This window comes from Brevibacillus parabrevis, from assembly GCF_022701015.1.
GTDB classification, from domain to species: domain Bacteria; phylum Bacillota; class Bacilli; order Brevibacillales; family Brevibacillaceae; genus Brevibacillus; species Brevibacillus parabrevis.
The window spans coordinates 4,155,733-4,178,034 of sequence record NZ_CP064090.1 but is presented as its reverse complement, the minus strand read 5'-3'; the positions used below and the strand labels follow the sequence as shown (position 1 = coordinate 4,178,034).

Here is a 22,302-nt window from a genome sequence, read left to right as displayed (position 1 = left end):
CTGGAAAAAAGAGGGGGAGATTCATCTGCAACTGGAACAGTACATCGCCTTGTGGAACCAGGCGACAATCAAAATGATCGATGTTCGGCAGCATCGTCTGCGAGGCGATGAAGCCCCGTTTTCCTACCGCTTGCCAGCCAGCGCATTTTTGTACACGACGATCGGGCACGCCCATGTCTACTTGGATGGGCGTTTTTACGACGCCCGTCCTTTCCACGTCTTGCACAGCGGAAAAGGCTCGCGGGTGGAGATTTATTGCCTGGACGATGCCGTCGTCTTTTATTTGATCCTCTATCAGGCAAAAGTGTTTCTGCCTTGGCGAAAAGAGCTTCGCGTCCTGCTTGAGACAGCCAATCCTTTCGCTCGCACGTACGAAGTCAAGCCGAAAGCCCCGCTCGAACTGCTAGACTTGCTTGTCGCCATGTACGAGGAATGGCAGTCGTCCACACCTTTGCAGCGATTTCACGTCAAAACGCTGTTTCAGCTGTGGGTGCACCAGATTTTGCAGCAGCTCCAGGAGCAGGACGGGAAGACGGGGGCGCTTTCTGTTGTCGAGCAAGCGATTTTATACATACAAGACAAGTACGCGGAGCCTCTGTCAGTGGAGACGATCTCGCAGCGCTTCGGCTATAGCGCCAAGCATCTGTCCAAGCTGTTTAAAAAACAGACGGGGCACAGCTTGATGGAGTTTGTGATCCAGGTCAGGATGGAGCAAGCCAAAGCGTTTTTGCTGCATTCGGATGCCACTGTGCAGGAAATTGCCGAAAAAGTCGGCTACGCCGATCGCTTTTATTTTTCGCGACTGTTTGCGAAATACGTGGGGATGTCGCCGATCCGCTTCAAAAAACAGGGGGAAGCGCTCGGGACGGAAATTTGTCCATACGCTTTGCGCCGTTCGTCCATTGTTCCGCTTTCCGTCCGCCGTTATATTGATAGTGGTTATGAGAATCATTATCGATATAAAGGAAGGAATGAAACATCGATGAACAGTCGCAAGTTGTCAATCGTCGCGACGATGCTGGTCTGCTTCGCCCTGGTGTTGAGCGCATGCGGTGCAGGTACTGGTGGCGGGGCAGGCGCTGCTTCCGGCAATCCGCAAGCGGTTGCGGTCAAAGAGCAAAGTGCCGCGAGCGCAGATAGCCAAAAACAGGTGCGCATCATGAAAACGATCAAAGGAGAGATTGAGATTCCTTCAGCGCCGAAGCGAGTGATCGTCGATTTGTACCTCGGCAGCTTCATAGCCTTGCAGTTCAAGCCGATCGGCACGCCGGAGCTGAATTTGAAAAACCCGTACTTTGCGGAGTCCCTTGTCGGAGTGGAGAACATCGGGGATTACGAAAATATTTCCCTGGAGAAAATGCTGGAACTTCAACCTGACTTGATCTTCACCGGAAACAAGGCCGCTTTTGAGCAGTACCAGAAAATCGCGCCGACGGTTGTCGTTCCGTTTGGACAGCTGAAAAATGTGCACGAAGAGATTACGTTTGTCGGACAGTTGTTGGGCAAAGAGGCGGAAGCAAAGGCATGGCTCACGGAGTATGACCAGCGAATCGCGCAGGCGCGGGAAAAGATAGCCAAAGTCGTTCCGGCAGATGCCACCGTTTCCATCATGCAAGATTGGGGCAAGCAAACAGGCGTCTTCGGCGACAACTTCGGACGCGGCGGCCAAGCCGTCTATGGCGGGCTCGGCTTGAAACCTCCGGCTGCCATCGCCAAGGAGATTATGGAGAAGCAGGAAGTGGAAGTTTCCAGCGAGAGGTTGCCGACCTACGCGGGTGACTATATCATCTTGACCTCCGAAGAGCGGACGATGGCTGATCTGAAAGCCGATCCGATCTGGCGCACGCTCGACGCTGTGAAAAACGATCGCGTCTACATTTGGAAAAAAGCGAAATCATGGTATTTCGACCCGATCGCCACCTTGTCGCAAACGGAAGAGCTGGCGGATTGGTTGGTGAGCACGGGAGCGAAGAAGTAAGCGGCAGGTGGCGCCGTGCAGATTGCCTATGAAGCGGCAGGTGTCCAAGCTGTCTTCACGAATGCGCTCTCGGTCAGCTGATCGCTATCAAGCGAATCGATGTCGCTCAGGTGATCACGTCTAACCACAGGTGATAGATTCTTCTGAACAGTGAGATCGTACGTCTTGGCAGTTTATGCTACAGTTCCTTTCCCTGAACGCTATCATTGAAAATGCTTCTGTAATGGTGCAGATCAAATTGATCCGCTAAGGCATCGACTGTACTCCAAAACTCATCTTCGTTAAAACCAACAAAATCTACCACGATAAACTCAGCGAGATTGTGGAATGCATGAGCGATACGCAAATTTTTGTAAAAGGTAGCTTCGTCAAACGTACCACTGTTTTTCAAGTCTAAAAAAGCCTGATGAATCAGTTTTTTATAGGCAGTTTGCTTAACTTCAGTCATGCAATCAACTCCTTTTGTCGAACCAATTTTACAACCATTTGTGGCACGGATTATAAACTAGGTTGAAGTCATTTCCACCTACTCATCATATCAGGTGTAATTAGGAAAATATAAGTATTCCAATCATTGTAAAAGGAGGGGAACATATGGGCTGGGGCTTTCGCAAAAGTATAAAAATCATGCCAGGCGTGAGATTAAATGTCGGGACGAAAAGTGCTTTTGTTAAAAATGCAAGTGAAAAACGAGGGCGCTCAGCCACAAACGTTTACGCTCACAGCTTCGGGTGGTTTGGTGGTAACAGAAAAGCCGTTTGAACTGCCAGCAGGCCAAACAAAAGAAGTGGATGTGTGGCTGCATGTTAACGAAGACACGGCGGACGGGGACTATCAGGGGGGCGTAACGGCTTTGGGCCGAGAAAAAGATTCTCTGATGGGTGTAGAAACAAAATTTACTTGTCAGTATAAAGTAGAGAAACCGAAGCCATGGTGGGAGACTCTTTGGGGATGGTGACGATTCCGCAAACAGTTGAGAACGGAAGTTTGGAGAAGCTGCAAGCGTAGCTTCTCTTTTTTGTGCGCCCAGCATAGAAGACATCTGTACGGTTCAAATCCCGAGTGACGAAGGCAGTGCTCAAATGGGAAAACGATGATATGTTTTCGTCTCACCAGAGCAGGAGAGGGGCAGGTGATTGATGGGCAACTGGAGCTAGTGACTGGGACGTCGCCCTGGTAGCGCCAATTGCATGTCGCAATTGTTTAATCGAAACAAGTCCTGTTCCTCCATTGAATAGCCTTTGTTATCCGATTATAATAGCCAAGTGAAAATGATAATCAATATTATCGGAGGGGTTGTAGTTGTTTCGTTACAAGACAATGATCGGTGCGGCCGCTTTGCTTTTGAGCCTAACAGTTGTACTGTCCGCTTGCGGAAGCAATGCAGATGGTAACAGAAGTTCTCAGTCTGGGGCAGCGCAAAGCTTGAGTTCAAGCGCGCAGTCCGCTTCCGAGGCGGAAAAAGGAGAAATGAGAACGTTTAAAGATTCGTTGAATCGGGAAGTGGTGATTCCCGTTCGGCCCCAAAGGGTGGTCGCTTTGGCCTTTGTCGGCGAAATGTTGGCCCTCGGGCAAAAACCGATCGGAGCGACAGACCAGTTACTGCGATTTTTTTCTGCCGAGGAGAAGCAAGGCATTGCCAACATCGCTGTGGACACAGCGAGCAAGGAAGCCGTATTGGCGCTAAATCCCGACTTGATTCTCGTCTCCGCCCGCATGGCGCCAGAAGAAATCGAAGCCTACAGCAAAATCGCGCCAGTCGTGGCGGTCCCTTTCTTCGGGGACGCATTTGAATCGCTGCATCTCGCCGCAGACATTTTGGGAAAGGAGCAGGAGGAGAAGGCATGGATCGAGCGCTATGAAACGAAAGCCAAACAGCTGCAGGACAAAGTCAAGCCAATGTTCAAGCAAGGGGAAACAGGTGTCGTCATTCAATTTGCCTTAAAGCAAATCTATACATACCGGACAAGCACGTTTCCGACCGTCTATCAGGTGCTGGGCCTGATTCCGCCGAAAAAGCTGCAGGAATTGGAGCAGCAAGAGAATTTCAAGGGAGTTGTACCGCTGGCGGAGGAGGTGTTGCCGGAGTTTGCGGCAGATCGTATTTTCGTCATCGTGAATGACGAGGAATCGCAACAGACGTTTGAAGACGCGAAGAAAGGTGCTGTTTGGAAAAACTTGCCCGCCGTTCAAAATAACCAGGTGTATGTGATTGACAAACGGTTATCTATAGCCGATGCCAGCACGTTGGATTGGGCGTTTGATGAAGTGGAAAGGCTCTTGCTGAAATAAGCACGAAAGCGAAAGGGGGTTCGGACATGGGAAACGCATCGGATGAAAACACGAGGAATCAGTTCCCCTTGTTCGTACTTGAAGAGGTCGAAAAAGTTTGCGTACTTGCGAAGGATACTAGGCGGTTTCGGGCGGAAAGCAGCTTTAGTTTTATGGCTGTGGCAGATGGACAAGGCAAGCTCTGGCTTCAGGAAAACGCTGAGCAGATTGCCAAGGGAGCCTGCTGGATGGTGGAGCCTGCAACCTTTTGCGAAATAGCTAATACGGGGCAAAAGGAGCTGCGGCTGTACCGCCTGTTATTTCGGACAGTGGAGCGCAGTAAAGGGAATAAGGGCGGGGAAACGTTCCGGTTCCGTTTCGATCACGTTTTCAACATGAAGCCGGCTCATCGCGTGCTCGTCGACTGTCAAGCTTTGCTGCGGCGTTGGCCGGCGGAGGATGATATCGAGCAATTCAAAATGCAGATCGCCTTTCAGCAGTTGCTGTGCTTCCTTTTTGAGCAAACGCGAACGGTCGATGCGGAGGAGAACTCGGCCGCTGCAATCGAGCGTTCGATTGCATATTTGCACGATCATTATGCCGATGAACTGACCGTGCAGCAATTGGCGAAGCAAGCGAATCTCGGTGTTCGCCAGTATACCCGTTTGTTCAAAAGGACGACGGGAAAAAGCCCGATCGATTACTTGACCACCTATCGGATCAATCGGTCGAAGGAGGAACTCCTTATCGGTGGCGAGCTGCTGCATACCATCTCGCGCAACAGCGGGTTCAAAGACACGCATTATTTCAATCGGCGATTCAAACAAATCGTCGGCCTTCCCCCGAAACAATATGCGTGCAGTCGTGGCTGCGATACGAAAATCGTCACGCCGCACTATGTTGGGGACATGCTGGCGCTTGGCGTTAAGCCGATTGGCGCGCTCGACATTTCGCTCGATTCGCTTCGGGAAATAGCGAGCAGTATCAAGAGTATCGGCGACAACCAAGTGGAGCTGGCGAGAATTGAACCTCTGCAGCCGGATTTGATCGTGGCTTCAGATTTTATGGTAAGCTCGGAGTTTTCCGTCATTTCCCGACTGGCACCTGTTATCGTCGTACCTTGGGACGAACGGCCGTTCGAGCGCCTTCAGCGAATCGCCCGGGTGCTCGGCAAAGAGGCGGAAGCCAACCAGTGGCTGGAGCGCTACGAGTTGAAGAAAAAGGTTGTTCAGAAGCGAGTGCGTCCATTGGTCGCTCCGGAAATAACCGCTGCTGTTCTGCGCATAGACAATGGCAAGGTGTGGCTGCACGCCCCGCGTTTTTTTCCGACCGTCTACGAGGTGCTCGGGTTTTCTGCTCCAAGCTTGCTGGTGAACCATGTCCAGCAGGATGAACACATTCGCCGAGTGCCGATTGACTTTGCTCGATTCGCGGATTTGCAGGCAGATAAGCTGATCGTCATCCGCGGGAGAGAACAACAATTTCAGGAATGGTTCGACGAATTGCAGCGTACGAAAGGCTGGAAAAACCATGAAGCAGTACGGAGGGGCCAGGTGCATGTGCTTGAGCATCGCTGGGCTTCCTATGAAGCGATCACATTGGAATGGCAGCTGGACCAGGTTGACCGTCTACTATCCTATTTACCAACGACAGGAGTGGGCCGATCATGCTCCATTGTAAAAAGCAGTTGAAGCTGTCTACCTTGCTTATAACGCCGGGTTCGTCTGGCGGGGGATGGCGGGATCAGACGGCGCAGCCGGAACGGATACTGGACTTTGCCTTTTATCGCGAGCTGGCGCGAACGGCAGAGGAAGGCAAGCTCGATTATATTTTTCAACCGGATAAATATACGATATCAGCAAACAGCCCGGAAGAACTTCGCCGGGGGATTAACATTTGGCCCGAGCCTGTGACGTTGCTGTCTGCTCTTGCAGGGGCGACCTCGCATATCGGCTTGTCCGCGACGATATCGACGACCTACCATGAACCGTTTCATGTCGCGCGCATGCTGGCGACGCTCGATCATCTGAGCGGCGGCCGCGCTTCCTGGAACGTCGTCACCTCGATCGGCGATCTGGATGCGCACAACTTTCGCAACGATCACCGTCCGTTGCACGAGCAGCGGCACGCGCATTCTGGGGAATTTCTTGATGTGGTTAAGGCGCTGTGGGACAGTTGGGAGGACGATGCGATCAAGATTGACCGGGAAACGGGCGATTTTGCCGATCCTGCCAAAATTCACACGTTGCATCATGAAGGGGCGTGGTTTTCCGTGCGCGGGCCGCTGAATGTGGCAAGGCCGATTCAGGGTCATCCCGTCATTATCCAAGCCGGACGGTCTGATACTTTCAGGGAACGGGCGGCCCAGCAGGCGGACGTCGTGTTCACCGCTTTACGCACCTTGCCGGAAGCACAAGCTTTTTATTTCGACCTGAAACGGCGCTTGGCCAAATACGGCCGGGCCACGTCTGATTTGCTGCTGATGCCGGGCTTGAATGTGGTAGTCGGCGCAACGGAAGCCGAGGCGAAGGAGAAGCGGGAGCATCAGGAGCGTTTGTTGCTTCCGGAGGCGCGCAAGGATATCGTTTCATCCTCGCTTGGACTCGACATCTCTGGGTACTCGCTCGACGATCCGCTTCCCGAACCGGATCTGGCTGACGCTGGCATGGCTTCGTACAGACAGTGGAAGCAAACAGCGGATCAGCTCGGTTTGGTTACGATTCGCCAGTTGTACGAGCATGTGAGGCAGCAGAGCGGGCATTTTTCGATCACAGGCACTCCAGCGCAAATTGCCGATCGCTTGGAAGAATGGCTGACGAACGATGCTGCGGACGGATTCACTTTCATTCCGCACCTGCTGCCGCAATCGCTGCACGATCTCGTTCATTTTGTCATCCCCGAACTGCAAAATCGTGGCATTTTTCGCACGGAGTACAGCGGAAGTACGCTGCGTGAGCATCTGGGCGTGCCGCGCCCGTCCAATCGGTTCGTGGTGGGGTGAACCTGAAACAGTCCCGAACCGATTAAAGAAATAGAGCAAGGCAATTGCGTTTAAGCGAGAATGGGAAGCGGAGAGCTGAATCAACACATGACCGTGGTCATCTTTACTGAGTGTTTGCAGGCTATACAAGCATCAGATGGATGGGGCGGCGTGCGTGGACACAAATGTAAAGTACAAGAAACCCCCGTCAACAGCACGGGGGTTGGTCACGTTTCATGCTTATTTTTTGGTAGGGTCCAGAGGGCTGATCATAACGCTATTATAGTAGACTTGCTCCTTGGAATCCGTATGGGTAAAGGAGAGCATGTAGCGATCCAGCTTGTAAATGATCTGGTGTTGCCTTTTGCCGCCATACCAAGGCTGATCGCCAACCACTTCAAAAATTTCCTCTTTTGTCAACGGGGCAAAGGGAGCTTGGATGACCATGACAGTCGATTCGCCATTGATGCGATTGAGGAAGTAACGGTAGCCGTCCCGCTCAAAAAAATGGGCGTTCGGGACTGGCGATACGATTTCGCTTTCCTGCAAACCATAGTTTGCTTGCAGCTCGTCGCGCGTCGTCTGTAAAGGGATGCTGCCGCCCATGGTTCCCTCGGACAGATGTTTCACGGTATGGGCAAGGAATTTTTGTGCATTTGCGGAAGATTCATATGGACGATAGCTTTCGTACGCACTCCTGTCTGCTGGCTCGTTTTCGAATGCAGCGAAGACAGGCAGGCTGCCAAATAGCAGTAAGCCAATGACGATGATCATTTATTGCCAGAGCTTCATTAGTACCTCTCCTTATGCGAACGGGGCCGTTATCTTTGTAACAACCATTCATTTTTCCAACGAATAAAAACAGTCATTCACCATGGTGCCAGCAATTTCAGTATGTTCCGGCACGATTTTATCCAGCTTCATTCCCGCCTTTTCCAACACCTTTCTGGAAGCTGCGTGCTCTTCGGAACAAACAGCTGTGAATTTTCGGAAGCCATATGCATGAGCAGCGTGGTCCAGGACAAAAGCAAGCGCTTCGGTTGCATAGCCTTTGCCTTTGTGCGTATCCAAAATAATAAAGCCTACTTCCGCAGTGAGCACGTCACGATCACGGGTGCAGATGCTGATCAAGCCAACGTCGTTTCCGGTGTCTGTTTCGCGAATGATCCAGGTGAGCCAGTGGGTGGAGTCGAGAGTCCACGGGGCCAACTCTTTCGCAAAGTTGCTTCGGATCGCTTCCTCGCTCATAGGGGAGCCGATATGCTGCATGAGGACCGGATTGGTGTAAATGGAGCGAATCAATTCCCAGTCGGGCGGAGCCAGTTTGGTGAGAGTCAAGTGTTGGCTGGTCAATGGATTGGACATGGCAGTCTCCTTTTTACATCCGAAGTAGTGTGGCTGTCAGCCGGGAAGGCAAAAGAACGCCTAGTAGCAGCAGAGCGAATGGCGTCAGCATCATTCCTTTGTCAGTTGATTTGGAGTTGGGATAATATTACAACAAGAGCGATCGAAAATCACCTCTATTTTCCAGCGACAGCGAAATATTTTCATGATGATCATAAAAAGCTTCCTTTTGCTTATCGCGGTCTGTTTATTTTGAAAACGTGGAAGATGGTGGTAATATAAAAAGAACTTCTTTACGCTTTGCATCCAACGATGTGCGACGGAAAACGCAAAAAGGGGAGAAAGGAGACGAGAAGTGTGCTCGATTTTGGCGCTGTTTCTTTAGAATGGGGCACTCTGCTTACGCAAGTGCTCGTTTTTTTGCCCATGCTTTTGCTGTATGGACTTGCTATCTATCTAATTGTGAAGGCCATTCACTGCATGAAGACAAAAATCCGGCTGGACCGCGAGTATAACGAAAAGCTTGCGCAGCTGTCGGAGCATTTGCGCAAGTGATGCGGGATACCAGAAAGGCATTTCTATCGGCGCGATGTACCGCAAGCTGTTTTGCTCCTGGGACATCAACGATTTTCGCTTCTACCGAACTCTTGCGGCTGCCATCCGCGAATGGGAAACGAGCCAGGTGCCGCGAGTGAGAGCAAAGTCAAAAAAGCAAATCCAAAACGAATGGGCCAAGCACTACTACCGAAAATAACAAATCGCCATGAAAAAAAGAGCAGAAGGAAGCCTGCTCTTTTTTCGCGTGGAAAAGAAGGCGCGATCACAAAAAACGCACGAGCGCCTGGACGAACTTTTCCAAATAAGCTTGATCGATTTCGTCAAAACGGTTTTTGCGCGGGCTGTCGATGTCGAGGACGCCGAGCAGTTGTCCGTCTTTTACGATCGGGACGACGATCTCCGACTCGGAAGCTGCATCGCACGCGATATGCCCTGGAAACAAGTGCACATCCTCTACGCGAACCGTTTCCTGCTTCTGCGCGGCGGTGCCGCATACGCCTTTTCCGAACGGGATGCGCACGCATGCAGGCAGTCCTTGGAACGGACCGAGCACGAGTTCATTTCCGTCGTTCAGATAAAAGCCCACCCAGTTGACTTCCTCAAAAAACTGGTTCAGCAGCGCTGCGGCATTGGCCAGATTGGCAACCTGATTGGACTCGCCAGCGAGCAAGGCTTCCAACTGCTTGATGACCAGTTCGTATTGCTCTTCTCTATTTCCTTGAAATTTTTCGACTTGGAACATGGATGGTCCTCCTAACAGCTAATTGTCTATGGCTTTACTCAGATATTATAAAACATCCTGAGGGCATTGGCTTCACGAGATTCTATGGACGAGCAGATTTGTTGCCCACTTTTTCCTAGAAGCGAGCCGAAAGCTCTTGTACAATGAATGAGAGCAGAACATGGAGACTACCTGTAGCTGGGACTGGAGGAAATACAGATGGAAAAAGCGACATTTGCGGGCGGATGCTTCTGGTGCATGGTGACACCGTTTGATGAGCTGCCGGGCATCGGAGGCATCATCTCCGGGTATACCGGGGGAACGGTGGAAAACCCGACCTATGAACAAGTAAAAACAGGCGAAACCGGACACTGGGAAGCGGTCGAGATTACGTTCGATCCCGAGTTGTTTCCATATGAAAGACTGCTGGAGCTGTTTTGGCAGCAAATCGATCCGACTGACCCGGATGGACAGTTTCACGATCGGGGCAGCCAATATCGCACCGCGATTTTTACCCATAACGAAAAGCAGCATGAGCTGGCGGTCGCATCGAAACAAGCGCTGGCGGCGAGCGGTCGCTTCTCCAAGCCAATCGTCACGGATATTTTGCCTGCGTCCGTTTTTTATCCCGCCGAAGAATATCACCAAGGCTACCACAAGAAAAATCCGAAGCATTACAAGGAAGACCGGGAAAAGTCCGGCCGCGATGCGTACATTCAGCAGCATTGGAAATAAAAGCAGCTTCCTAAAAAGCAGCAGGCAAGCCCGACATGGTCTGCTTGCGATCCAAACCCGTCCTGTGCAAAGGGCGGGTTTTTGTTGGACTTGCCAAATCAGGATGAGAACAGGTCGCTAAACCAAGGCAGTGACAAATAGACGCCTGCACAAATCAACAAGAAAATGACCGTTTTCATGATCGCACCCGCCCAAAAATGCTGGGGATGCACGGCGCGTTCGACCAGCCTTTCCAGTACGAGAAACAGCAGGATGGCAAGAAAGGCGAGAATGACAAACCCGATGAACGGTTCCATTTGACTGGCACCTCCCGAATATTTCCTGGCACTTCCATGCTTGCAATCCCTGCGCCGTGCCATCTTACATCCAGCCTAGATACGTCACTGAAAATCTTTCCACGTAAAATCGATCGAGAGGTAGCCGACATGTCGTTCTTTGATCGGCGCTTTCCCTTTTGTCGCCAGTTCCGGTTTGCGAAAACAGACGAGGTCTTCGTGATAGCCAAACAGGCGGCAAACGTCTGGACGAAACGAATGAATGCCGCAACGATCGTGATTGACGTCGTAGAAAATGCAGGTGCCGGGAAAGCGCTGCTGATGCGCCAAGCCTTCGCGGAGCTTTTTCGGCATGGCTTTCAGCTTTTTATGTATGAGCTTTCGTTCCTTGTCAGTGATGGGTACCGGGCCACAGCATAAGCCTTTGCAGCCCTGACATGGCAATGTGTTCATTAACAGCACATCCTTTCATCCAGTTCTTCGCTGTCCCTTGCGTAAAGAATAGTATGAAAGGTTTAAAAGCTGATGTAAATAATTAAATATTTTAATATAACACAAAAATAAATTTTTGTCAACAATTATTCCGATTGTATTCCCTGCTTGTCTCTGCTTGGAAAAAGGTCGCCAATTAGGAAAATATTCTCATGAAACTGGTAATATTTTGGATTAAGGTGTAGAGATGAAAAGGGGGATTTGTTACCGTGAAAAAAATATGTGCATTGCTACTCAGTATCGGACTGGGACTGACAGGTTGCGCTTCTGCACCAGCGGAAACGCCAACTGCGGGAACGCAGGCAAGCTCTTCTGAAAGTTCCGCACCGACCAATGCGACTTCGACTGGCGCTGCACCAGCAGAAACACCCGCTGCGGGAACACAGGCAAGCTCTTCTGAGAGTTCCTCGCCGACCAATGCAGCGCCGGCTTCTGCTGCCAATGAAAAAACGAAAATTTCCAAGGCTGCCTTTGACAAGATCGAAAACGGCATGACGTATGAGGAAGTAACGGGCATCATTGGGGGAGAAGGCGAGCTGCTGTCGGAAGCAGGGAACAAAGGGGAGCAGCATCATGCTGTCGTCTACATGTATGAAGGAGAAACGCTCGGAAGCAGTGCCAGTTTGGCATTCCTGGATGGCAAACTGCAAGTCAAATCCCAAATCGGTCTGCAATGAACGAAACCCGTCTGTGCGCTCAGCATCGGACGGGTTTTTATTGGGAGATGTGTGTTAGTTAGGATCTGCTGTCACCAGGGCGATGGCAAAACCGTCGTAGCCTTTGCTGCCGACTGTTTGGATGGCAGTCGCACTCACTCTTGGCTCTGCGGCAACGAGATCGGCGAACTGGCGAACGCCGAGGATGTTAGGATCGGTGCTCGTTTCGTCGATGACCGCACCTTTTCTCACGACATTATCCGTGATGATCACACTGCCTTTGCGCGAGAATTTGAGCGCATAGCGGAAGTAGTCCGGGTTGTTCTTCTTGTCTGCATCAATAAAGATCAGGTCGAACGGCCCTTGATTCTCGCGATCGAGAGCGGCGAGGCTGTCCAGAGCGTCGCCAAGGCGGATTTCCACCAGCGCTTCGAGTCCGGCACGAGCAATGTTCGCTTTTGCTACCTCTGCATGCTTCGGTGCGGCTTCGAGCGTGATCAGTCGGCCGTCTTGAGGCAAGGCGCGAGCGAGCCAAATCGTGCTGTAGCCACCGAGTGTACCAATCTCCAGAATGGAGCGTGCCCCTTGAATCTGGGCGAGCAAATGCAGGAACTTCCCCTGGTTGGGGGCCACGTCGATTGGCGGAAGGCCAGATGCTGCGTTGTGTTCCAAAACGGCGTCGAGTACAGGATCTGCTGAAACCAGTTTCGTCGTAAAATATTCATCTACAGCTGTCCATTGATCGCGATTCATCGTCTCACTCCTTTTTATGGCAAAACTAGCATACCATAAAAGCATTTTCGCCGAAATATTGGAAAAGCGCTACGATTCAAAGCGACACGAAACAAAATCAAGCGGAAAGTATTGCGCTTGTTACCATAATTTTCGCATGGTATGATCGACCAATTCCGTAGATAATAGAAAAGTAATCCAAGCTAGCTAGTATAATCCAACTTGGGGATTGAATGCGTTCGACTTAATTCAGGCAGATAGGTCGGCGCTATTTTTTTGTTCCATTCATAGGTATTATTACCTAAAAGTGATGGTTGTTGCGAGTTCTATTGTCCTATATCATGAAATCATTCACGTATGACATATGCGTACTACCCCGTACGCCCCGGCCGGAAGCAGCGGCTGGGATTTTTTTTGTTCACCAAAAGCCATCCAGTGATCTCCTATCGCTTACAAAGCCATATTTGGTATATCCTATTGGAGGACTCGCAATGTTCTTGGGGTCTGCGGCGGCTCAATAATGCAGATGAGCCGCCGCATTTTTTTATGCCAAAATCGCAGGCGGGGATAAATAGTTACATAGTCCTGGACGGTCAAGTCCGTCTTCTGCGTCTCTATATTGGAAAGAACCCGCACTCATACATGCTCCATTTCCGGCCATCCTAAAGTAAGGATAACTTGTCAGGAGGTGTTTGCATGCGTACGATACTGGCAATTTTGGCGATCGTGCTGGTCATGACAGGATGCTCGGGGAAAAACAATGCGCAGACACAGCAACAGAACAAGGCAGAGCCGTTGTGCACACCTGTGCCTGTCCGGCATGCGGAGTGGGAAGAGCAGGCGAAAGCGATTGCCACTAAAGTGGATGGGATCGACGAAGTGGTTGCTGTCCAGATTGACAACGATTTGAACCTCGCCATCAAGGTTAGCAACTTCAATCGCTTTAAACTGCAATCGATTGAAAAAGAAGTGGCGGGCAAGCTGAAAACGGCATTTCCCGATTCGAAAGTTCACGTCACTTCTGATAAGAAACTGTTTATGGACTTGCAATCGATGAGCGGTACGCCATGGCCGACGGATGTAAAAGAGGCGTGCCAGAAGAAAAAAGCTGCAAAAGAGCTGGAAAAGAAAATGAAAGGGTAACTGGGACGAAGACCTCACCATCGCAAGCGGATGGATTGAGGTTTTTTGCTTCGTGTAAAAAAAGAAAAACTCCCGATTGGGGAGTTGAGTTTCTTCTAGTAACGGTCATGATCGTGATGGTCGCGATCGCGTTCGCCACGATCACGATGCAAGTCGATGCCACGCAGCTCGCTTTTTGCTTTTTCAACCAATACTTGATAATCTCTGACCACTTCGGTCAGAGCGGAGACGGATTCTTTATAATCCGGTTCGTTACAAATCCCATCAATCGCCCGATGGAGGTGAAACATTTTATCTTCGGTTTTTCGGATAAATTCTACCCAATCCATGCCGTTCATAAAAATACCTCCTTTCTAAAGCTTAGGCTTTACCCGTTCGCCAAAAAGTATGCAAGTGTGCCTTTGTTTGCCCGTCAAAGTGCGGCGCCCGTCATTTTCTCTAGAAATAAAGTTGTCCAGTACGTAATATAGAAAGATGGGTTTTCATCAGGCGTTCGCAAAAGCAAATGAGGTGCAGGAAATGGATGTATTCGCAAAAGTAAACAAGTCGCTGGAAAAAATCATGCCGTTGTTGACCCCGAGCAGTGTGGCGATTGGCGTGCTTGCGGGATCGCACCTGCAGCCGTTCGCGTTTTTGTCTCCGTGGGTTTTCGCTTTTATGACCTTTGCAGGGAGCCTGGGATCTGGGTTCAAGGAGTTTGCCAAAGTGCTGGCACGTCCGTTGCCGCTGCTGGTCAATTTGATGATTTTGCATGTCATCATGCCGTTCATTGCCTGGGGAGTGGCGCATCTGTTCTATCCCGACGATGTTCATGTCATTACCGGCTTTTTGCTGGCGGCGCTCATTCCGACGGGCATCTCCAGTTTTTTGTGGTCTTCGATTTACATGGGAAACGTCGCGCTGACGCTGTCGATTATTTTGCTCGACACGATGATTTCGCCGCTTGTGGTTCCTTTCGGCATGTACGTGTTGCTCGGGGCGAAAGTAGAGATGGATACATGGGACATGATGCAGGGACTCTTTTTCATGATCGTGCTGCCGTCGCTTGCCGGCATGCTGTTGCATCATCTGTCGCGGGGGAGAGTAAAACAGACGCTGGCTCCCAAGCTTTCTCCGTTTTCCAAGCTGGGCATGGGTGTGGTCGTCGCGATTAACAGCTCGATGGTGTCGAATTATTTCCAGGCATGGGACGCCAAGCTGTTCGGGATGGCTGTGTTGGTGCTTTTGCTCGCCATTCTCGGTTACTTGCTAGGCTGGTGGATGGCAAGACTGTTTGGCTGGGAACGGGACGTAATCGTCGCGCTGACTTTTAATAGCGGGATGCGCAATATTAGTGCCGGAGCGGTTATGGCGATTACGTATTTCCCTGCTACAGTGGCCCTGCCTGTCGTGCTCGGGATGCTGTTTCAGCAGACGCTCGCCTCTACGTTCGGCAAGTTTTTGGATGTGGTGGAAAAGCGGCCGCAACCAATCAGGAAGGAAGTCGCCCAGTAGAAAGCAGGAAGATTCTGCTTTTTCATATTGCCTGTTCGCATATTGTTCGTATATAATGAAGCAAACGTATGTTCGAGGGTGATGTTTATGCTGGAGACCATTCTCGTTCCTGTGAACAAGGAGATGCAGCGGGTTCCCGTGCTGACAGCCGTACATCTTCGCGTCTACAGAATGCTGGAAAATGGAACAGAGATTCAGACGATCGCGTCCAATCGTCAAATGAGACGGGCAGTAAACGATTTGTACAGGCTAGGGTGGGTGAAATCAAGTGATGAGCGGTATTCGTAACGGCGGAGGACGTCAGCTTTTTCCGCAAGACATGGCTCAGCCAGTGATCACAAAGCAGGAGCGTGAATCGTTTTTGTACATGCTCCGTGATTCCGGCAGGGAAGATTATGGCGTGACAGTCAGTTGGTGGGTGTCCATGGATGGCGAGCGCGGGAATACGCACAGCATGTGGGGCGTAGTCAAGTGGGTTGACCCCAAGGCACGCAAGGTTCAACTGGTCAATGAAGCGAGAAGCGAGTGGATCGGTTTGGAGCAGATCGTGAACGTTCTTGGATAAACGAAACGACCGAAAAAACAAGAAAAGGAGGGGCGCGAAGTCCCTCCTTTTTGCGTGCGAACAGATAGAGAATGATAACGGAAAGAAATGGTGTAAGAAAAACTAACATAAAAACTCAGAAAAATGACAAAACAAGTTGACAATCACTCGTTTCATGTTAGTATATATTACATAGCATGCATTCTCTCCACTTCCTATCTTCGGCCCAGAAATGGGTCCCTTTTTTTGCCCGAGGCCATCGATTATTGCGGATAGGGCTTGCCTTCCCCTTGAAAGAGCTTGCTTACCATTTGATACAAACGGCCGGACATATCCGGGAACACAAAGGAATACTGATTGGCCCCTTCCTTGAGCAAAGCGACTGGCGCTTCAATCGTGTAGGGGATTTTCATCAAATCGAGCATTTTTTTGTATTCATCTACCATGGAGTGATCAACGGTATAATAAAACGATTTGGAAGGGTTCATTTCAGCACGCTCCTTTTCCATATTGTAGCATACGTAAACAAGAAACACTCTGCTGCAGAAGCTGGCAGAGTGTTTTTGCGTACCAAGAGCAGGTCGTTTAGCTGCTGAAAAAGCTCCTGCTGGAATGTTTTCTTTTGTAGTGGGAACTGCCGTAATGAGAGTGTCCGTGCCCCCTGTGGCTGGACCCGTAACCTTTCCGGTATTTGCGGTCGCTGCTGCTGTATTTGCGGTATTTGTGGGAAGCATTCGAGTGATTACCCAGTAAATTTTTCAAAAGCTTTTTGAACATCCCCATCACTCCCAATTGTCTTGTCAGATTCGGCTGCGTATTCGTATATACGCATATGTCTGGAGACAGTTTCACTTTGTTTCGCTTTTTTTATGCAAAAGCGGTCCGATGCGATCAATCCGATTTGTCCAGATTCCTCCGTTGAACTTCTCGGGAACCCGGTTCAAATCGGCCGGGGTATCGAAGCCTTGGGAGAAGTCGCCGCTTCCTGCCACCAGGATGACGCGAGTATCCGCTGCTTCCATTCTTTCCATGAAGCGATTGGGCCAACCCCACAGCCAGGGAGCGATTTGATCGGGAATATGCAGCTGGGTCCCGGCGCAGGCGTCCGGAACGTATCCGGACCAGCCGACAGCGATGTAAGGAATCAGGCAGCTTTTCATCGTGCTCATCGACATGACGCGCAGCTCCGGCATTGCTTGCTTCAGCGTGGCAACAGGCTCGTCGCCGCCGTATACAGCGAGCTTCGCCAGCCGTTCTTTCGGCAAGGGCTGCAAAAAGGCGGCAAGCGCTTTGCCTTCGTTTGGATCGTTGCTTTTGATGTGGATCAACAATGACTCCGTCGGAAATTCTGTCAGAACCTCGTCGAGAGAAGGCATCAGTCCGACACCTTTGCCGCGAAAAGGATACGTGCGCCCGCCGTCTGCCGTGTAGTTGTAGCCCACGTCCAGCTTTTTCAGCTCGGACATGGTGAAGTCTCTCGTCACCCCTTCGCCATTGGTGCGACATCCGAGCGTCCAGTCGTGAAAGACGGCGAATTGAGAATCTTTCGTCCAGTGGACATCGAGTTCAACGGCATCGGCTCCGGCTGCGAAAGCCGCGCGCATGGAAGGAAGCGTATTTTCCAGGTAAGGATGTTCTGGTGGGTAAATTTGCTCGGCTGTGCACGTTTCGTTTGTGATTCCTTCCATATGAAAGGTTTGCGCCACTCCGCGGTGAGCCAGCAAAAAAGGAGAGCCGTCAGGCGGACTCGCCAAAAAAGAGCTGTTGACGACCCACATATAGAGAAGGAGCGTCAGGAATGCCCAAAAGAAGATGCGGCGCAACCGCTTCTTTTTCGGTGCCGATTTGATGTTTTCCATAGATGGAGCGGCCTCCGGTGCTGTATGACCTGTTTTTCTACCGCTATTTTACCAAAGCAGGCGCCAGGAGGAAAACATGTCTCTGTGCGCAAGAGGGACTTGGCACGGGGAAAAAAGACTGGCAGAATAGAGCGTACGTATGGATTGACTTACCGAGCAGGGGGAGTTCGATGAAAATAGCGCTGCACCAGATCGCCTATCAAATCGGGATGCACCCAAACGAGATGGCCAAGCTGGTTTACGAGGGAGAAATTACGGGTGAAGTGCCTAACCGCAATCCGCAAGCGAAGGATGCGTGGGTGGATTTGCATTCATTGAAAAACTTCATTGAATGGAAGTTCGATCAAGGGGCATTTGACCGGATGTTTTTCGATAAAGCCATGCGGCATGTCAACAAAGCGATGGGAAACAAATAAAGCGCAAGCGAAAAAGGAGACATACTTTCGATGCAGGAATCGATCATTTATTGCATGGTGCCAAAAGCTTACTGGGAACAGTGGAAAGAGAAGGAGCATTACCTGCCCCGCGACTACGAGCAGGAAGGTTTTATTCATGCCACAAAAGGCGACGAGCTGTTGGGGAAGGTAGCGGACCGGGTATACGGCGCATTTGAAGGGGAGTTGTTCGTCCTCGTAGTCGACGAGAGCAAATCCGCTTCTCCGATCAAATACGAGCAGGCGAGCGACGGACTGCTTTATCCGCATATTTACGGTCCGCTCAATCACGATGCCATTGCCGATATTCGCCGGATGGAAAAAGTGGACGGGCATTGGCGCATCGGCGGGTCTATTCGCTAGTCGTTTATCCGGCTTATCCGTTCCAGTTGAACTGATTCAGCAAATCGCGCACTTCCTCGCGCTTGGATGCAGGCAGCTTGTCGAGTCTGCGCAGCAATAGCGCGATCCTTTTGCGCTGCTCGATTTCGGGGAACGGCTCGGCATGTCTGCTCACCCATTGGCGCTTGAGCCGCACCGGGTCTGTCTCCGCGATGATTTTTAACAGCTTTCGTTCCAGAAAATCAAGGGAAGCCATCGGTCAAACTCCTCTTCGTCCAAAATCAGATGCTACCAGTTTATCATACATACTTCTGGCGTGAACGGAGAACAATGGTACAGGTAGTGAATCTAGTTGGAACCAGAGGAGGAATTGTGATGGCAAAACCGGATGATCGCTCTGACAACGCTGCCAAGCTGCAAGAAATGGCGCGAAATACAGAGGAAAATATCAACGAGGCGAATGACTATCTGGCTGCGCACGCAGGGGAGATTTCCGCCAAGGAACGTGCGGACATCGAGGCGAAGAACGAGCGTCGTGCAGAAAGTGCAGAAGGCTTCCGTTCGGAAATCGAGGATGAGACGTCCCAGTGAGCTGAAAATCATCTCGCATCGACACCTGCCACAAGAGTTGCGGCAGGTGTTTTTGGCATGGAGCGGGGAAAAGTGCAACAAAACATGAATTGTTTTGCGAAACATGGTAATCTGTAGAAGAACAAATTGAATCAAGAGGAGAAAGACTATGAAACGACCAGAAGACACACGCGTCGTTGTCGGCATGTCCGGCGGAGTCGACTCCTCCGTGACGGCTTACCTGCTCAAGCAACAGGGATATGACGTCATCGGCATCTTCATGAAAAACTGGGATGATACCGATGAATTCGGCCACTGCACGGCGGAAGAAGACTTCCAGGATGTCCGGCGCGTCTGTGAACAGATCGGCATTCCATATTACACCGTCAATTTTGAAAAAGAATACATGGATAAAGTATTCCAGTATTTTTTGGATGAATATAAACGCGGGCGCACTCCGAACCCGGACGTCATGTGCAACCGCGAAATCAAGTTTGGCGAACTGCTGGCAAAAGTGATGGACCTGGGAGCCGATTACATCGCGACAGGCCACTATGCGCAGGTGAAATTCATCGACGGGGAGTACAAGCTGATCCGAGGCGCGGACAACAACAAGGACCAGACGTATTTCCTCAACGTGCTCGGCCAGGAGCAGTTGTCCAAAACGATGTTTCCCATCGGACATTTGCCAAAGCCCGAGGTGCGCAAAATCGCCGAGGAAGCAGGGCTTTACACCGCAAAGAAAAAGGACAGCACAGGGATTTGCTTCATTGGCGAACGCAACTTCCGCGAGTTTTTGCAAAACTACTTGCCAGCGAAGCCCGGCAATATCGAGACTGTCGAGGGAACCGTGATCGGGCAGCACGATGGACTGATGTACTACACGCTCGGTCAGCGCCAAGGGCTTGGAATCGGCGGCGGACACGGCACGAGCGGTCAACCGTGGTTTGTCGTGGACAAGGATCTGGAACGCAACGCACTGATTGTCGGGGAAGGCTCCGATCATCCCCGCCTGTACTCAAGCAGTCTTTTGGCGACAGACGTGAGCTGGGTTAGCGCCAACAAGCCAACCGGATCGTTTGTCTGCACCGCGAAGTTCCGTTATCGTCAGCCGGATCAGCAAGTGACGGTACACGTGCAGGAAGGCAACACCGTAGAGGTCGTTTTCGCTCAACCGCAAAAAGCCGTTACTCCTGGACAGGCCGTCGTCTTCTACGATGGCGAAGTTTGTCTCGGCGGAGGAACGATCGACAAGGTGCGTTCGATAGATAAAGAGAATTAATATACGGGGGAAGCGCTTGGTGGATGCAACGAAAAAATCCAAAGTGATTATCGTTTCGTTTTTGGCGGGAGCACTCCTCTTGGGGTTTCTCGCTTACATGGGAATGTCGGCTACGAGCAGTGAGCACATGGCGACGATCCAGGCTGTCATCAAGGAAAAAGGCGGCGTGATTGAACCGGGCGGCGTGACCGCTGTTCCTGCCGATGAAAGCCCTTTTGCCAAAAGCGGAAAAGGCAATACGATTTACCGCATTGTGTACAAAAAGGACGGGGAAAGCCTGACAGCTTGGTACCGTTCCGAAAACCATTCCTCCATCATCAAAGAGCCGGAAGAGTGGATTCTTCCGAAATGAAGGATAACCTTGACTGGGAGAGTGAGGGCATTACATGACCCAATACGCTGGACTTCGTGAGTTGGCCCAATTGATTAGCAGACTGGAGCCGCAGCTTGCAGGGGCAACCTTGAGCATTTTGGCCCATGAAAACAAAGAGCAGATCGCGTCCTTGCTTCTGGAAGGGCTGGGCAGCGGCGTTTCCGTGCAAAACAGCTCAGGTGAATACGCCAACCATTTGGCGAATTTGCGCGTGGGCGCGAACAAATATACGTTCGCCCAGGACTGGCGCGAGGTGTACATCAGTGAGATCAATTACTGCGCCTGTCGGATTCCGCCGGGCGGTCACGGTCTTTTGGTGCACCATACCGACTATCCCGGGGTCATTTACGACGTATCCCGCAAACTGGCTGACCACGAAATCAATATTTCCAAGCTGAACGTGTCGCGCGAGCAAAAAGGGAAGAACGCCCTGCTTGTTTGCGTCACGGATGAAGAGATTACGCCAACAGTTGTAGCGGCGATTGAAGAGCTGCCGCAGATCAACAAGGTGTTGTCCCTCCAGTAAGCCGAAAAAGAGCAGAAATGCGTGCATGACCGCTCATATGTTTCGTATGGGCGGTTTTTTGCGTGCGTGGAGCGGTTGTTGGCCGGTTTTGGGAAAAGAAAAAGCTGCCCTGGTTAGCAGGCAGCGGTTTTGGAAGCGAAGCGGATCGCGTGGCTGATCAGGACGTGCAAGACAGAGGTGTGATTTTCGTCCGGGAATTGACGGAACGTGGCTTGTATCTGACCTGTGCCGAGAGCGGACAGCCTTTTTGCCATGGCCTCAGCTTTGACGTTGACGTGGAAGCGCCCGTCGTTCTCCAGTTCCCCGATCGTCAGGAGCGCTCTGACTTTCAGCTCGTCTGTAAGCCGTTCAGGCAAGCGCCGCTCTTCTTCGAGCAGGACGCTTTCGTTCCAGTGAATGGACGGGCTGCCGGCGATATAGCATTGGTACTCGTGCGGCCGCGTCAACAGGGCGTGCAGCACCAGCAAGCCGCCGAGAGAATGACCGAAGATCGTCTGGCGGGTACGATCGATAGGAAAATCTTTTTCGATAGCAGGCTTCACCGTTTTCTCGATAAACGAAAGAAACCTTTCGGCGCCGCCCATTTCCGGCCATTCTCCGCCGCGCGGATGAGCGGGCAGCTCGTCTTGCGGAACGACATGCGTGAAGTCGTAGTAGCGGGACGGATGGAAAGGCGCTTCCGTCGGATAGCCGATGCCGACGACGATGGCTGGTTGCACGCCTGTTTTTTCAGGAGCGCGGCATTGCAGGCGAATGGCTTCGGTCATCGTGCCGAAAACCGAGTTGGCGTCCAGCAAATAGATGACAGGAAAGCCTGTTGGCGGCGGGGCTGTGTCTGGCGTGCTCACAAATAGGTGGAACGTACGATCGTTGTATGTTATTTTTCTCGTTTGGGAACGGGGAATCGCTACTGCCTCGTAAGTCGTACTGTCCATCATGGGTCACTCTCCATTCGTCCGTAGGCGTCAACTTTTATGTACACGAAACCTATTA

31 protein-coding genes are annotated in these 22,302 nt (G+C 51.2%); 18 read left to right on the top strand and 13 right to left on the bottom strand.

Features of this window, described 5'->3' with window-relative positions:
• Positions 1-73 precede the first annotated feature (73 nt).
• Complete coding sequence (locus tag IRJ17_RS18945) at positions 74-1,978, top strand: AraC family transcriptional regulator (RefSeq protein WP_122963643.1); 1,905 nt, start codon at positions 74-76, stop codon at positions 1,976-1,978.
• Positions 1,979-2,156: 178 nt separating this feature from the next.
• Here IRJ17_RS18945 and IRJ17_RS18940 read toward each other — a convergent pair whose 3' ends face one another.
• The gene (locus tag IRJ17_RS18940; protein ID WP_242771523.1) at positions 2,157-2,426 is read right to left on the bottom strand and encodes a hypothetical protein; all 270 of its coding nucleotides are present in this window, start codon (positions 2,424-2,426) and stop codon (positions 2,157-2,159) included.
• A gap of 198 nt (positions 2,427-2,624) precedes the next feature.
• Here IRJ17_RS18940 and IRJ17_RS18930 point away from each other — a divergent pair, with 198 nt between their 5' ends.
• The 4 genes from IRJ17_RS18930 (at position 2,625) to IRJ17_RS18915 (ending at position 7,250) form a co-directional block, all read left to right on the top strand.
• Positions 2,625-2,936: a COG1470 family protein gene (locus tag IRJ17_RS18930; RefSeq protein WP_242775351.1), complete on the top strand. Its 312-nt coding sequence runs from the start codon at positions 2,625-2,627 to the stop codon at positions 2,934-2,936.
• 512 nt (positions 2,937-3,448) lie between these two features.
• Positions 3,449-4,270, top strand: coding sequence for an ABC transporter substrate-binding protein (locus IRJ17_RS18925; RefSeq protein WP_229049909.1), 822 nt, complete (start codon positions 3,449-3,451; stop codon positions 4,268-4,270).
• 26 nt (positions 4,271-4,296) lie between these two features.
• A complete protein-coding gene (locus IRJ17_RS18920) occupies positions 4,297-5,940 on the top strand; it encodes an AraC family transcriptional regulator (RefSeq protein ID WP_242771521.1) in 1,644 nt (547 codons plus the stop codon).
• Positions 5,916-7,250, top strand: a complete 1,335-nt coding sequence (locus tag IRJ17_RS18915) for an LLM class flavin-dependent oxidoreductase (protein WP_242771519.1) — start codon at positions 5,916-5,918, stop codon at positions 7,248-7,250. Before IRJ17_RS18920 ends, IRJ17_RS18915 begins: the two co-directional genes overlap by 25 nt.
• 219 nt (positions 7,251-7,469) lie before the next feature.
• Here IRJ17_RS18915 and IRJ17_RS18910 read toward each other — a convergent pair whose 3' ends face one another.
• Positions 7,470-8,003: a hypothetical protein gene (locus IRJ17_RS18910; RefSeq protein ID WP_242771517.1), complete on the bottom strand. Its 534-nt coding sequence runs from the start codon at positions 8,001-8,003 to the stop codon at positions 7,470-7,472.
• 66 nt (positions 8,004-8,069) lie between these two features.
• Positions 8,070-8,594, bottom strand: coding sequence for a GNAT family N-acetyltransferase (locus IRJ17_RS18905; RefSeq protein WP_122963340.1), 525 nt, complete (start codon positions 8,592-8,594; stop codon positions 8,070-8,072).
• Positions 8,595-8,930: 336 nt separating this feature from the next.
• Between IRJ17_RS18905 and IRJ17_RS18900 the strand changes: the two genes are divergently transcribed.
• Positions 8,931-9,128 (top strand): hypothetical protein, encoded by a 198-nt coding sequence (locus tag IRJ17_RS18900; RefSeq protein WP_242771515.1) that lies wholly within the window; start codon positions 8,931-8,933, stop codon positions 9,126-9,128.
• 265 nt (positions 9,129-9,393) lie between these two features.
• Here IRJ17_RS18900 and IRJ17_RS18895 read toward each other — a convergent pair whose 3' ends face one another.
• Complete coding sequence (locus IRJ17_RS18895; protein WP_122963338.1) at positions 9,394-9,873, bottom strand: GAF domain-containing protein; 480 nt, start codon at positions 9,871-9,873, stop codon at positions 9,394-9,396.
• A gap of 198 nt (positions 9,874-10,071) precedes the next feature.
• Between IRJ17_RS18895 and msrA the strand changes: the two genes are divergently transcribed.
• Positions 10,072-10,587, top strand: coding sequence for a peptide-methionine (S)-S-oxide reductase MsrA (gene msrA, locus IRJ17_RS18890; protein WP_122963337.1), 516 nt, complete (start codon positions 10,072-10,074; stop codon positions 10,585-10,587).
• A 98-nt stretch (positions 10,588-10,685) separates the two neighbouring features.
• Here the strand turns inward: msrA and IRJ17_RS18885 are convergent, their stop codons facing one another.
• Both IRJ17_RS18885 and IRJ17_RS18880 read right to left on the bottom strand, forming a co-directional pair.
• The gene (locus tag IRJ17_RS18885) at positions 10,686-10,883 is read right to left on the bottom strand and encodes a hypothetical protein (protein ID WP_173595942.1); all 198 of its coding nucleotides are present in this window, start codon (positions 10,881-10,883) and stop codon (positions 10,686-10,688) included.
• A gap of 84 nt (positions 10,884-10,967) precedes the next feature.
• Positions 10,968-11,315, bottom strand: coding sequence for a YkgJ family cysteine cluster protein (locus IRJ17_RS18880; protein ID WP_122963335.1), 348 nt, complete (start codon positions 11,313-11,315; stop codon positions 10,968-10,970).
• A gap of 248 nt (positions 11,316-11,563) precedes the next feature.
• Here IRJ17_RS18880 and IRJ17_RS18875 point away from each other — a divergent pair, with 248 nt between their 5' ends.
• Complete coding sequence (locus tag IRJ17_RS18875; protein ID WP_242771513.1) at positions 11,564-12,031, top strand: DUF3862 domain-containing protein; 468 nt, start codon at positions 11,564-11,566, stop codon at positions 12,029-12,031.
• A 54-nt stretch (positions 12,032-12,085) separates the two neighbouring features.
• On the opposite strand, the gene IRJ17_RS18870 is transcribed toward IRJ17_RS18875, so the two are convergent.
• Positions 12,086-12,763, bottom strand: coding sequence for an O-methyltransferase (locus tag IRJ17_RS18870; protein WP_242771511.1), 678 nt, complete (start codon positions 12,761-12,763; stop codon positions 12,086-12,088).
• A 675-nt stretch (positions 12,764-13,438) separates the two neighbouring features.
• On the opposite strand from IRJ17_RS18870, the gene IRJ17_RS18865 reads away from it, so the two are divergent.
• Positions 13,439-13,885 carry a YhcN/YlaJ family sporulation lipoprotein gene (locus IRJ17_RS18865; protein WP_242771509.1) on the top strand — a complete coding sequence of 149 codons (447 nt, stop codon included), beginning with the start codon at positions 13,439-13,441 and terminating at the stop codon, positions 13,883-13,885.
• 95 nt (positions 13,886-13,980) lie between these two features.
• Here the strand turns inward: IRJ17_RS18865 and IRJ17_RS18860 are convergent, their stop codons facing one another.
• Positions 13,981-14,223: a hypothetical protein gene (locus IRJ17_RS18860; protein WP_063231054.1), complete on the bottom strand. Its 243-nt coding sequence runs from the start codon at positions 14,221-14,223 to the stop codon at positions 13,981-13,983.
• A gap of 181 nt (positions 14,224-14,404) precedes the next feature.
• Here IRJ17_RS18860 and IRJ17_RS18855 point away from each other — a divergent pair, with 181 nt between their 5' ends.
• The 3 genes from IRJ17_RS18855 (at position 14,405) to IRJ17_RS18845 (ending at position 15,944) form a co-directional block, all read left to right on the top strand.
• Positions 14,405-15,379 (top strand): bile acid:sodium symporter family protein, encoded by a 975-nt coding sequence (locus IRJ17_RS18855; RefSeq protein WP_242771506.1) that lies wholly within the window; start codon positions 14,405-14,407, stop codon positions 15,377-15,379.
• A gap of 87 nt (positions 15,380-15,466) precedes the next feature.
• Positions 15,467-15,667, top strand: a complete 201-nt coding sequence (locus tag IRJ17_RS18850; RefSeq protein ID WP_063231052.1) for a hypothetical protein — start codon at positions 15,467-15,469, stop codon at positions 15,665-15,667.
• Positions 15,651-15,944 carry a YolD-like family protein gene (locus IRJ17_RS18845; RefSeq protein ID WP_122963329.1) on the top strand — a complete coding sequence of 98 codons (294 nt, stop codon included), beginning with the start codon at positions 15,651-15,653 and terminating at the stop codon, positions 15,942-15,944. Before IRJ17_RS18850 ends, IRJ17_RS18845 begins: the two co-directional genes overlap by 17 nt.
• 242 nt (positions 15,945-16,186) lie before the next feature.
• Here IRJ17_RS18845 and IRJ17_RS18840 read toward each other — a convergent pair whose 3' ends face one another.
• The 3 genes from IRJ17_RS18840 to IRJ17_RS18830 form a co-directional block, all read right to left on the bottom strand.
• The gene (locus IRJ17_RS18840; protein ID WP_122963328.1) at positions 16,187-16,411 is read right to left on the bottom strand and encodes a hypothetical protein; all 225 of its coding nucleotides are present in this window, start codon (positions 16,409-16,411) and stop codon (positions 16,187-16,189) included.
• Positions 16,412-16,508: 97 nt separating this feature from the next.
• Complete coding sequence (locus IRJ17_RS18835) at positions 16,509-16,700, bottom strand: hypothetical protein (RefSeq protein WP_122963327.1); 192 nt, start codon at positions 16,698-16,700, stop codon at positions 16,509-16,511.
• Positions 16,701-16,771: 71 nt separating this feature from the next.
• Positions 16,772-17,782 (bottom strand): glycerophosphodiester phosphodiesterase family protein, encoded by a 1,011-nt coding sequence (locus IRJ17_RS18830; protein ID WP_122963326.1) that lies wholly within the window; start codon positions 17,780-17,782, stop codon positions 16,772-16,774.
• 170 nt (positions 17,783-17,952) lie between these two features.
• On the opposite strand from IRJ17_RS18830, the gene IRJ17_RS18825 reads away from it, so the two are divergent.
• Positions 17,953-18,198 (top strand): hypothetical protein, encoded by a 246-nt coding sequence (locus IRJ17_RS18825; protein WP_063231049.1) that lies wholly within the window; start codon positions 17,953-17,955, stop codon positions 18,196-18,198.
• A gap of 30 nt (positions 18,199-18,228) precedes the next feature.
• Entirely contained in the window at positions 18,229-18,579 is a 351-nt protein-coding gene (locus tag IRJ17_RS18820) for a DUF952 domain-containing protein (RefSeq protein ID WP_173598766.1), read from the top strand.
• Between the two features lie 13 nt (positions 18,580-18,592).
• Here IRJ17_RS18820 and IRJ17_RS18815 read toward each other — a convergent pair whose 3' ends face one another.
• On the bottom strand, positions 18,593-18,814 hold the full coding sequence (locus IRJ17_RS18815) for a hypothetical protein (protein ID WP_122963324.1): 222 nt from the start codon (positions 18,812-18,814) through the stop codon (positions 18,593-18,595).
• Positions 18,815-18,933: 119 nt separating this feature from the next.
• On the opposite strand from IRJ17_RS18815, the gene tlp reads away from it, so the two are divergent.
• From tlp to IRJ17_RS18795, 4 genes are all read left to right on the top strand, one after another.
• Positions 18,934-19,149 carry a small acid-soluble spore protein Tlp gene (gene tlp / locus IRJ17_RS18810; RefSeq protein WP_122963323.1) on the top strand — a complete coding sequence of 72 codons (216 nt, stop codon included), beginning with the start codon at positions 18,934-18,936 and terminating at the stop codon, positions 19,147-19,149.
• Between the two features lie 148 nt (positions 19,150-19,297).
• Complete coding sequence (gene mnmA / locus IRJ17_RS18805) at positions 19,298-20,410, top strand: tRNA 2-thiouridine(34) synthase MnmA (protein ID WP_122963322.1); 1,113 nt, start codon at positions 19,298-19,300, stop codon at positions 20,408-20,410.
• A gap of 19 nt (positions 20,411-20,429) precedes the next feature.
• A complete protein-coding gene (locus IRJ17_RS18800) occupies positions 20,430-20,762 on the top strand; it encodes a hypothetical protein (protein ID WP_122963321.1) in 333 nt (110 codons plus the stop codon).
• Positions 20,763-20,796: 34 nt separating this feature from the next.
• The gene (locus tag IRJ17_RS18795) at positions 20,797-21,309 is read left to right on the top strand and encodes an ACT domain-containing protein (RefSeq protein WP_063231043.1); all 513 of its coding nucleotides are present in this window, start codon (positions 20,797-20,799) and stop codon (positions 21,307-21,309) included.
• Positions 21,310-21,422: 113 nt separating this feature from the next.
• Here the strand turns inward: IRJ17_RS18795 and IRJ17_RS18790 are convergent, their stop codons facing one another.
• Positions 21,423-22,244, bottom strand: coding sequence for an alpha/beta hydrolase (locus IRJ17_RS18790; RefSeq protein WP_173598778.1), 822 nt, complete (start codon positions 22,242-22,244; stop codon positions 21,423-21,425).
• Positions 22,245-22,302 lie beyond the last annotated feature (58 nt).

What these genes read in the sequence shown, in the direction of transcription:
- IRJ17_RS18945 (WP_122963643.1), top strand. Translation starts at nt 74, where the DNA reads ATGATCGATGTTCGGCAGCATCGTCTGCGAGGCGATGAAGCCCCGTTT.
- IRJ17_RS18940 (WP_242771523.1), bottom strand. Translation starts at nt 2,426, where the DNA reads ATGACTGAAGTTAAGCAAACTGCCTATAAAAAACTGATTCATCAGGCT.
- IRJ17_RS18930 (WP_242775351.1), top strand. Translation starts at nt 2,625, where the DNA reads ATGTCGGGACGAAAAGTGCTTTTGTTAAAAATGCAAGTGAAAAACGAG.
- IRJ17_RS18925 (WP_229049909.1), top strand. Translation starts at nt 3,449, where the DNA reads ATGAGAACGTTTAAAGATTCGTTGAATCGGGAAGTGGTGATTCCCGTT.
- IRJ17_RS18920 (WP_242771521.1), top strand. Translation starts at nt 4,297, where the DNA reads ATGGGAAACGCATCGGATGAAAACACGAGGAATCAGTTCCCCTTGTTC.
- IRJ17_RS18915 (WP_242771519.1), top strand. Translation starts at nt 5,916, where the DNA reads ATGCTCCATTGTAAAAAGCAGTTGAAGCTGTCTACCTTGCTTATAACG.
- IRJ17_RS18910 (WP_242771517.1), bottom strand. Translation starts at nt 8,003, where the DNA reads ATGATCATCGTCATTGGCTTACTGCTATTTGGCAGCCTGCCTGTCTTC.
- IRJ17_RS18905 (WP_122963340.1), bottom strand. Translation starts at nt 8,594, where the DNA reads ATGTCCAATCCATTGACCAGCCAACACTTGACTCTCACCAAACTGGCT.
- IRJ17_RS18895 (WP_122963338.1), bottom strand. Translation starts at nt 9,873, where the DNA reads ATGTTCCAAGTCGAAAAATTTCAAGGAAATAGAGAAGAGCAATACGAA.
- msrA (WP_122963337.1), top strand. Translation starts at nt 10,072, where the DNA reads ATGGAAAAAGCGACATTTGCGGGCGGATGCTTCTGGTGCATGGTGACA.
- IRJ17_RS18885 (WP_173595942.1), bottom strand. Translation starts at nt 10,883, where the DNA reads ATGGAACCGTTCATCGGGTTTGTCATTCTCGCCTTTCTTGCCATCCTG.
- IRJ17_RS18880 (WP_122963335.1), bottom strand. Translation starts at nt 11,315, where the DNA reads ATGAACACATTGCCATGTCAGGGCTGCAAAGGCTTATGCTGTGGCCCG.
- IRJ17_RS18870 (WP_242771511.1), bottom strand. Translation starts at nt 12,763, where the DNA reads ATGAATCGCGATCAATGGACAGCTGTAGATGAATATTTTACGACGAAA.
- IRJ17_RS18865 (WP_242771509.1), top strand. Translation starts at nt 13,439, where the DNA reads ATGCGTACGATACTGGCAATTTTGGCGATCGTGCTGGTCATGACAGGA.
- IRJ17_RS18860 (WP_063231054.1), bottom strand. Translation starts at nt 14,223, where the DNA reads ATGAACGGCATGGATTGGGTAGAATTTATCCGAAAAACCGAAGATAAA.
- IRJ17_RS18855 (WP_242771506.1), top strand. Translation starts at nt 14,405, where the DNA reads ATGGATGTATTCGCAAAAGTAAACAAGTCGCTGGAAAAAATCATGCCG.
- IRJ17_RS18850 (WP_063231052.1), top strand. Translation starts at nt 15,467, where the DNA reads ATGCTGGAGACCATTCTCGTTCCTGTGAACAAGGAGATGCAGCGGGTT.
- IRJ17_RS18845 (WP_122963329.1), top strand. Translation starts at nt 15,651, where the DNA reads ATGAGCGGTATTCGTAACGGCGGAGGACGTCAGCTTTTTCCGCAAGAC.
- IRJ17_RS18840 (WP_122963328.1), bottom strand. Translation starts at nt 16,411, where the DNA reads ATGAACCCTTCCAAATCGTTTTATTATACCGTTGATCACTCCATGGTA.
- IRJ17_RS18835 (WP_122963327.1), bottom strand. Translation starts at nt 16,700, where the DNA reads ATGTTCAAAAAGCTTTTGAAAAATTTACTGGGTAATCACTCGAATGCT.
- IRJ17_RS18830 (WP_122963326.1), bottom strand. Translation starts at nt 17,782, where the DNA reads ATGGAAAACATCAAATCGGCACCGAAAAAGAAGCGGTTGCGCCGCATC.
- IRJ17_RS18825 (WP_063231049.1), top strand. Translation starts at nt 17,953, where the DNA reads ATGAAAATAGCGCTGCACCAGATCGCCTATCAAATCGGGATGCACCCA.
- IRJ17_RS18820 (WP_173598766.1), top strand. Translation starts at nt 18,229, where the DNA reads ATGCAGGAATCGATCATTTATTGCATGGTGCCAAAAGCTTACTGGGAA.
- IRJ17_RS18815 (WP_122963324.1), bottom strand. Translation starts at nt 18,814, where the DNA reads ATGGCTTCCCTTGATTTTCTGGAACGAAAGCTGTTAAAAATCATCGCG.
- tlp (WP_122963323.1), top strand. Translation starts at nt 18,934, where the DNA reads ATGGCAAAACCGGATGATCGCTCTGACAACGCTGCCAAGCTGCAAGAA.
- mnmA (WP_122963322.1), top strand. Translation starts at nt 19,298, where the DNA reads ATGAAACGACCAGAAGACACACGCGTCGTTGTCGGCATGTCCGGCGGA.
- IRJ17_RS18795 (WP_063231043.1), top strand. Translation starts at nt 20,797, where the DNA reads ATGACCCAATACGCTGGACTTCGTGAGTTGGCCCAATTGATTAGCAGA.
- IRJ17_RS18790 (WP_173598778.1), bottom strand. Translation starts at nt 22,244, where the DNA reads ATGGACAGTACGACTTACGAGGCAGTAGCGATTCCCCGTTCCCAAACG.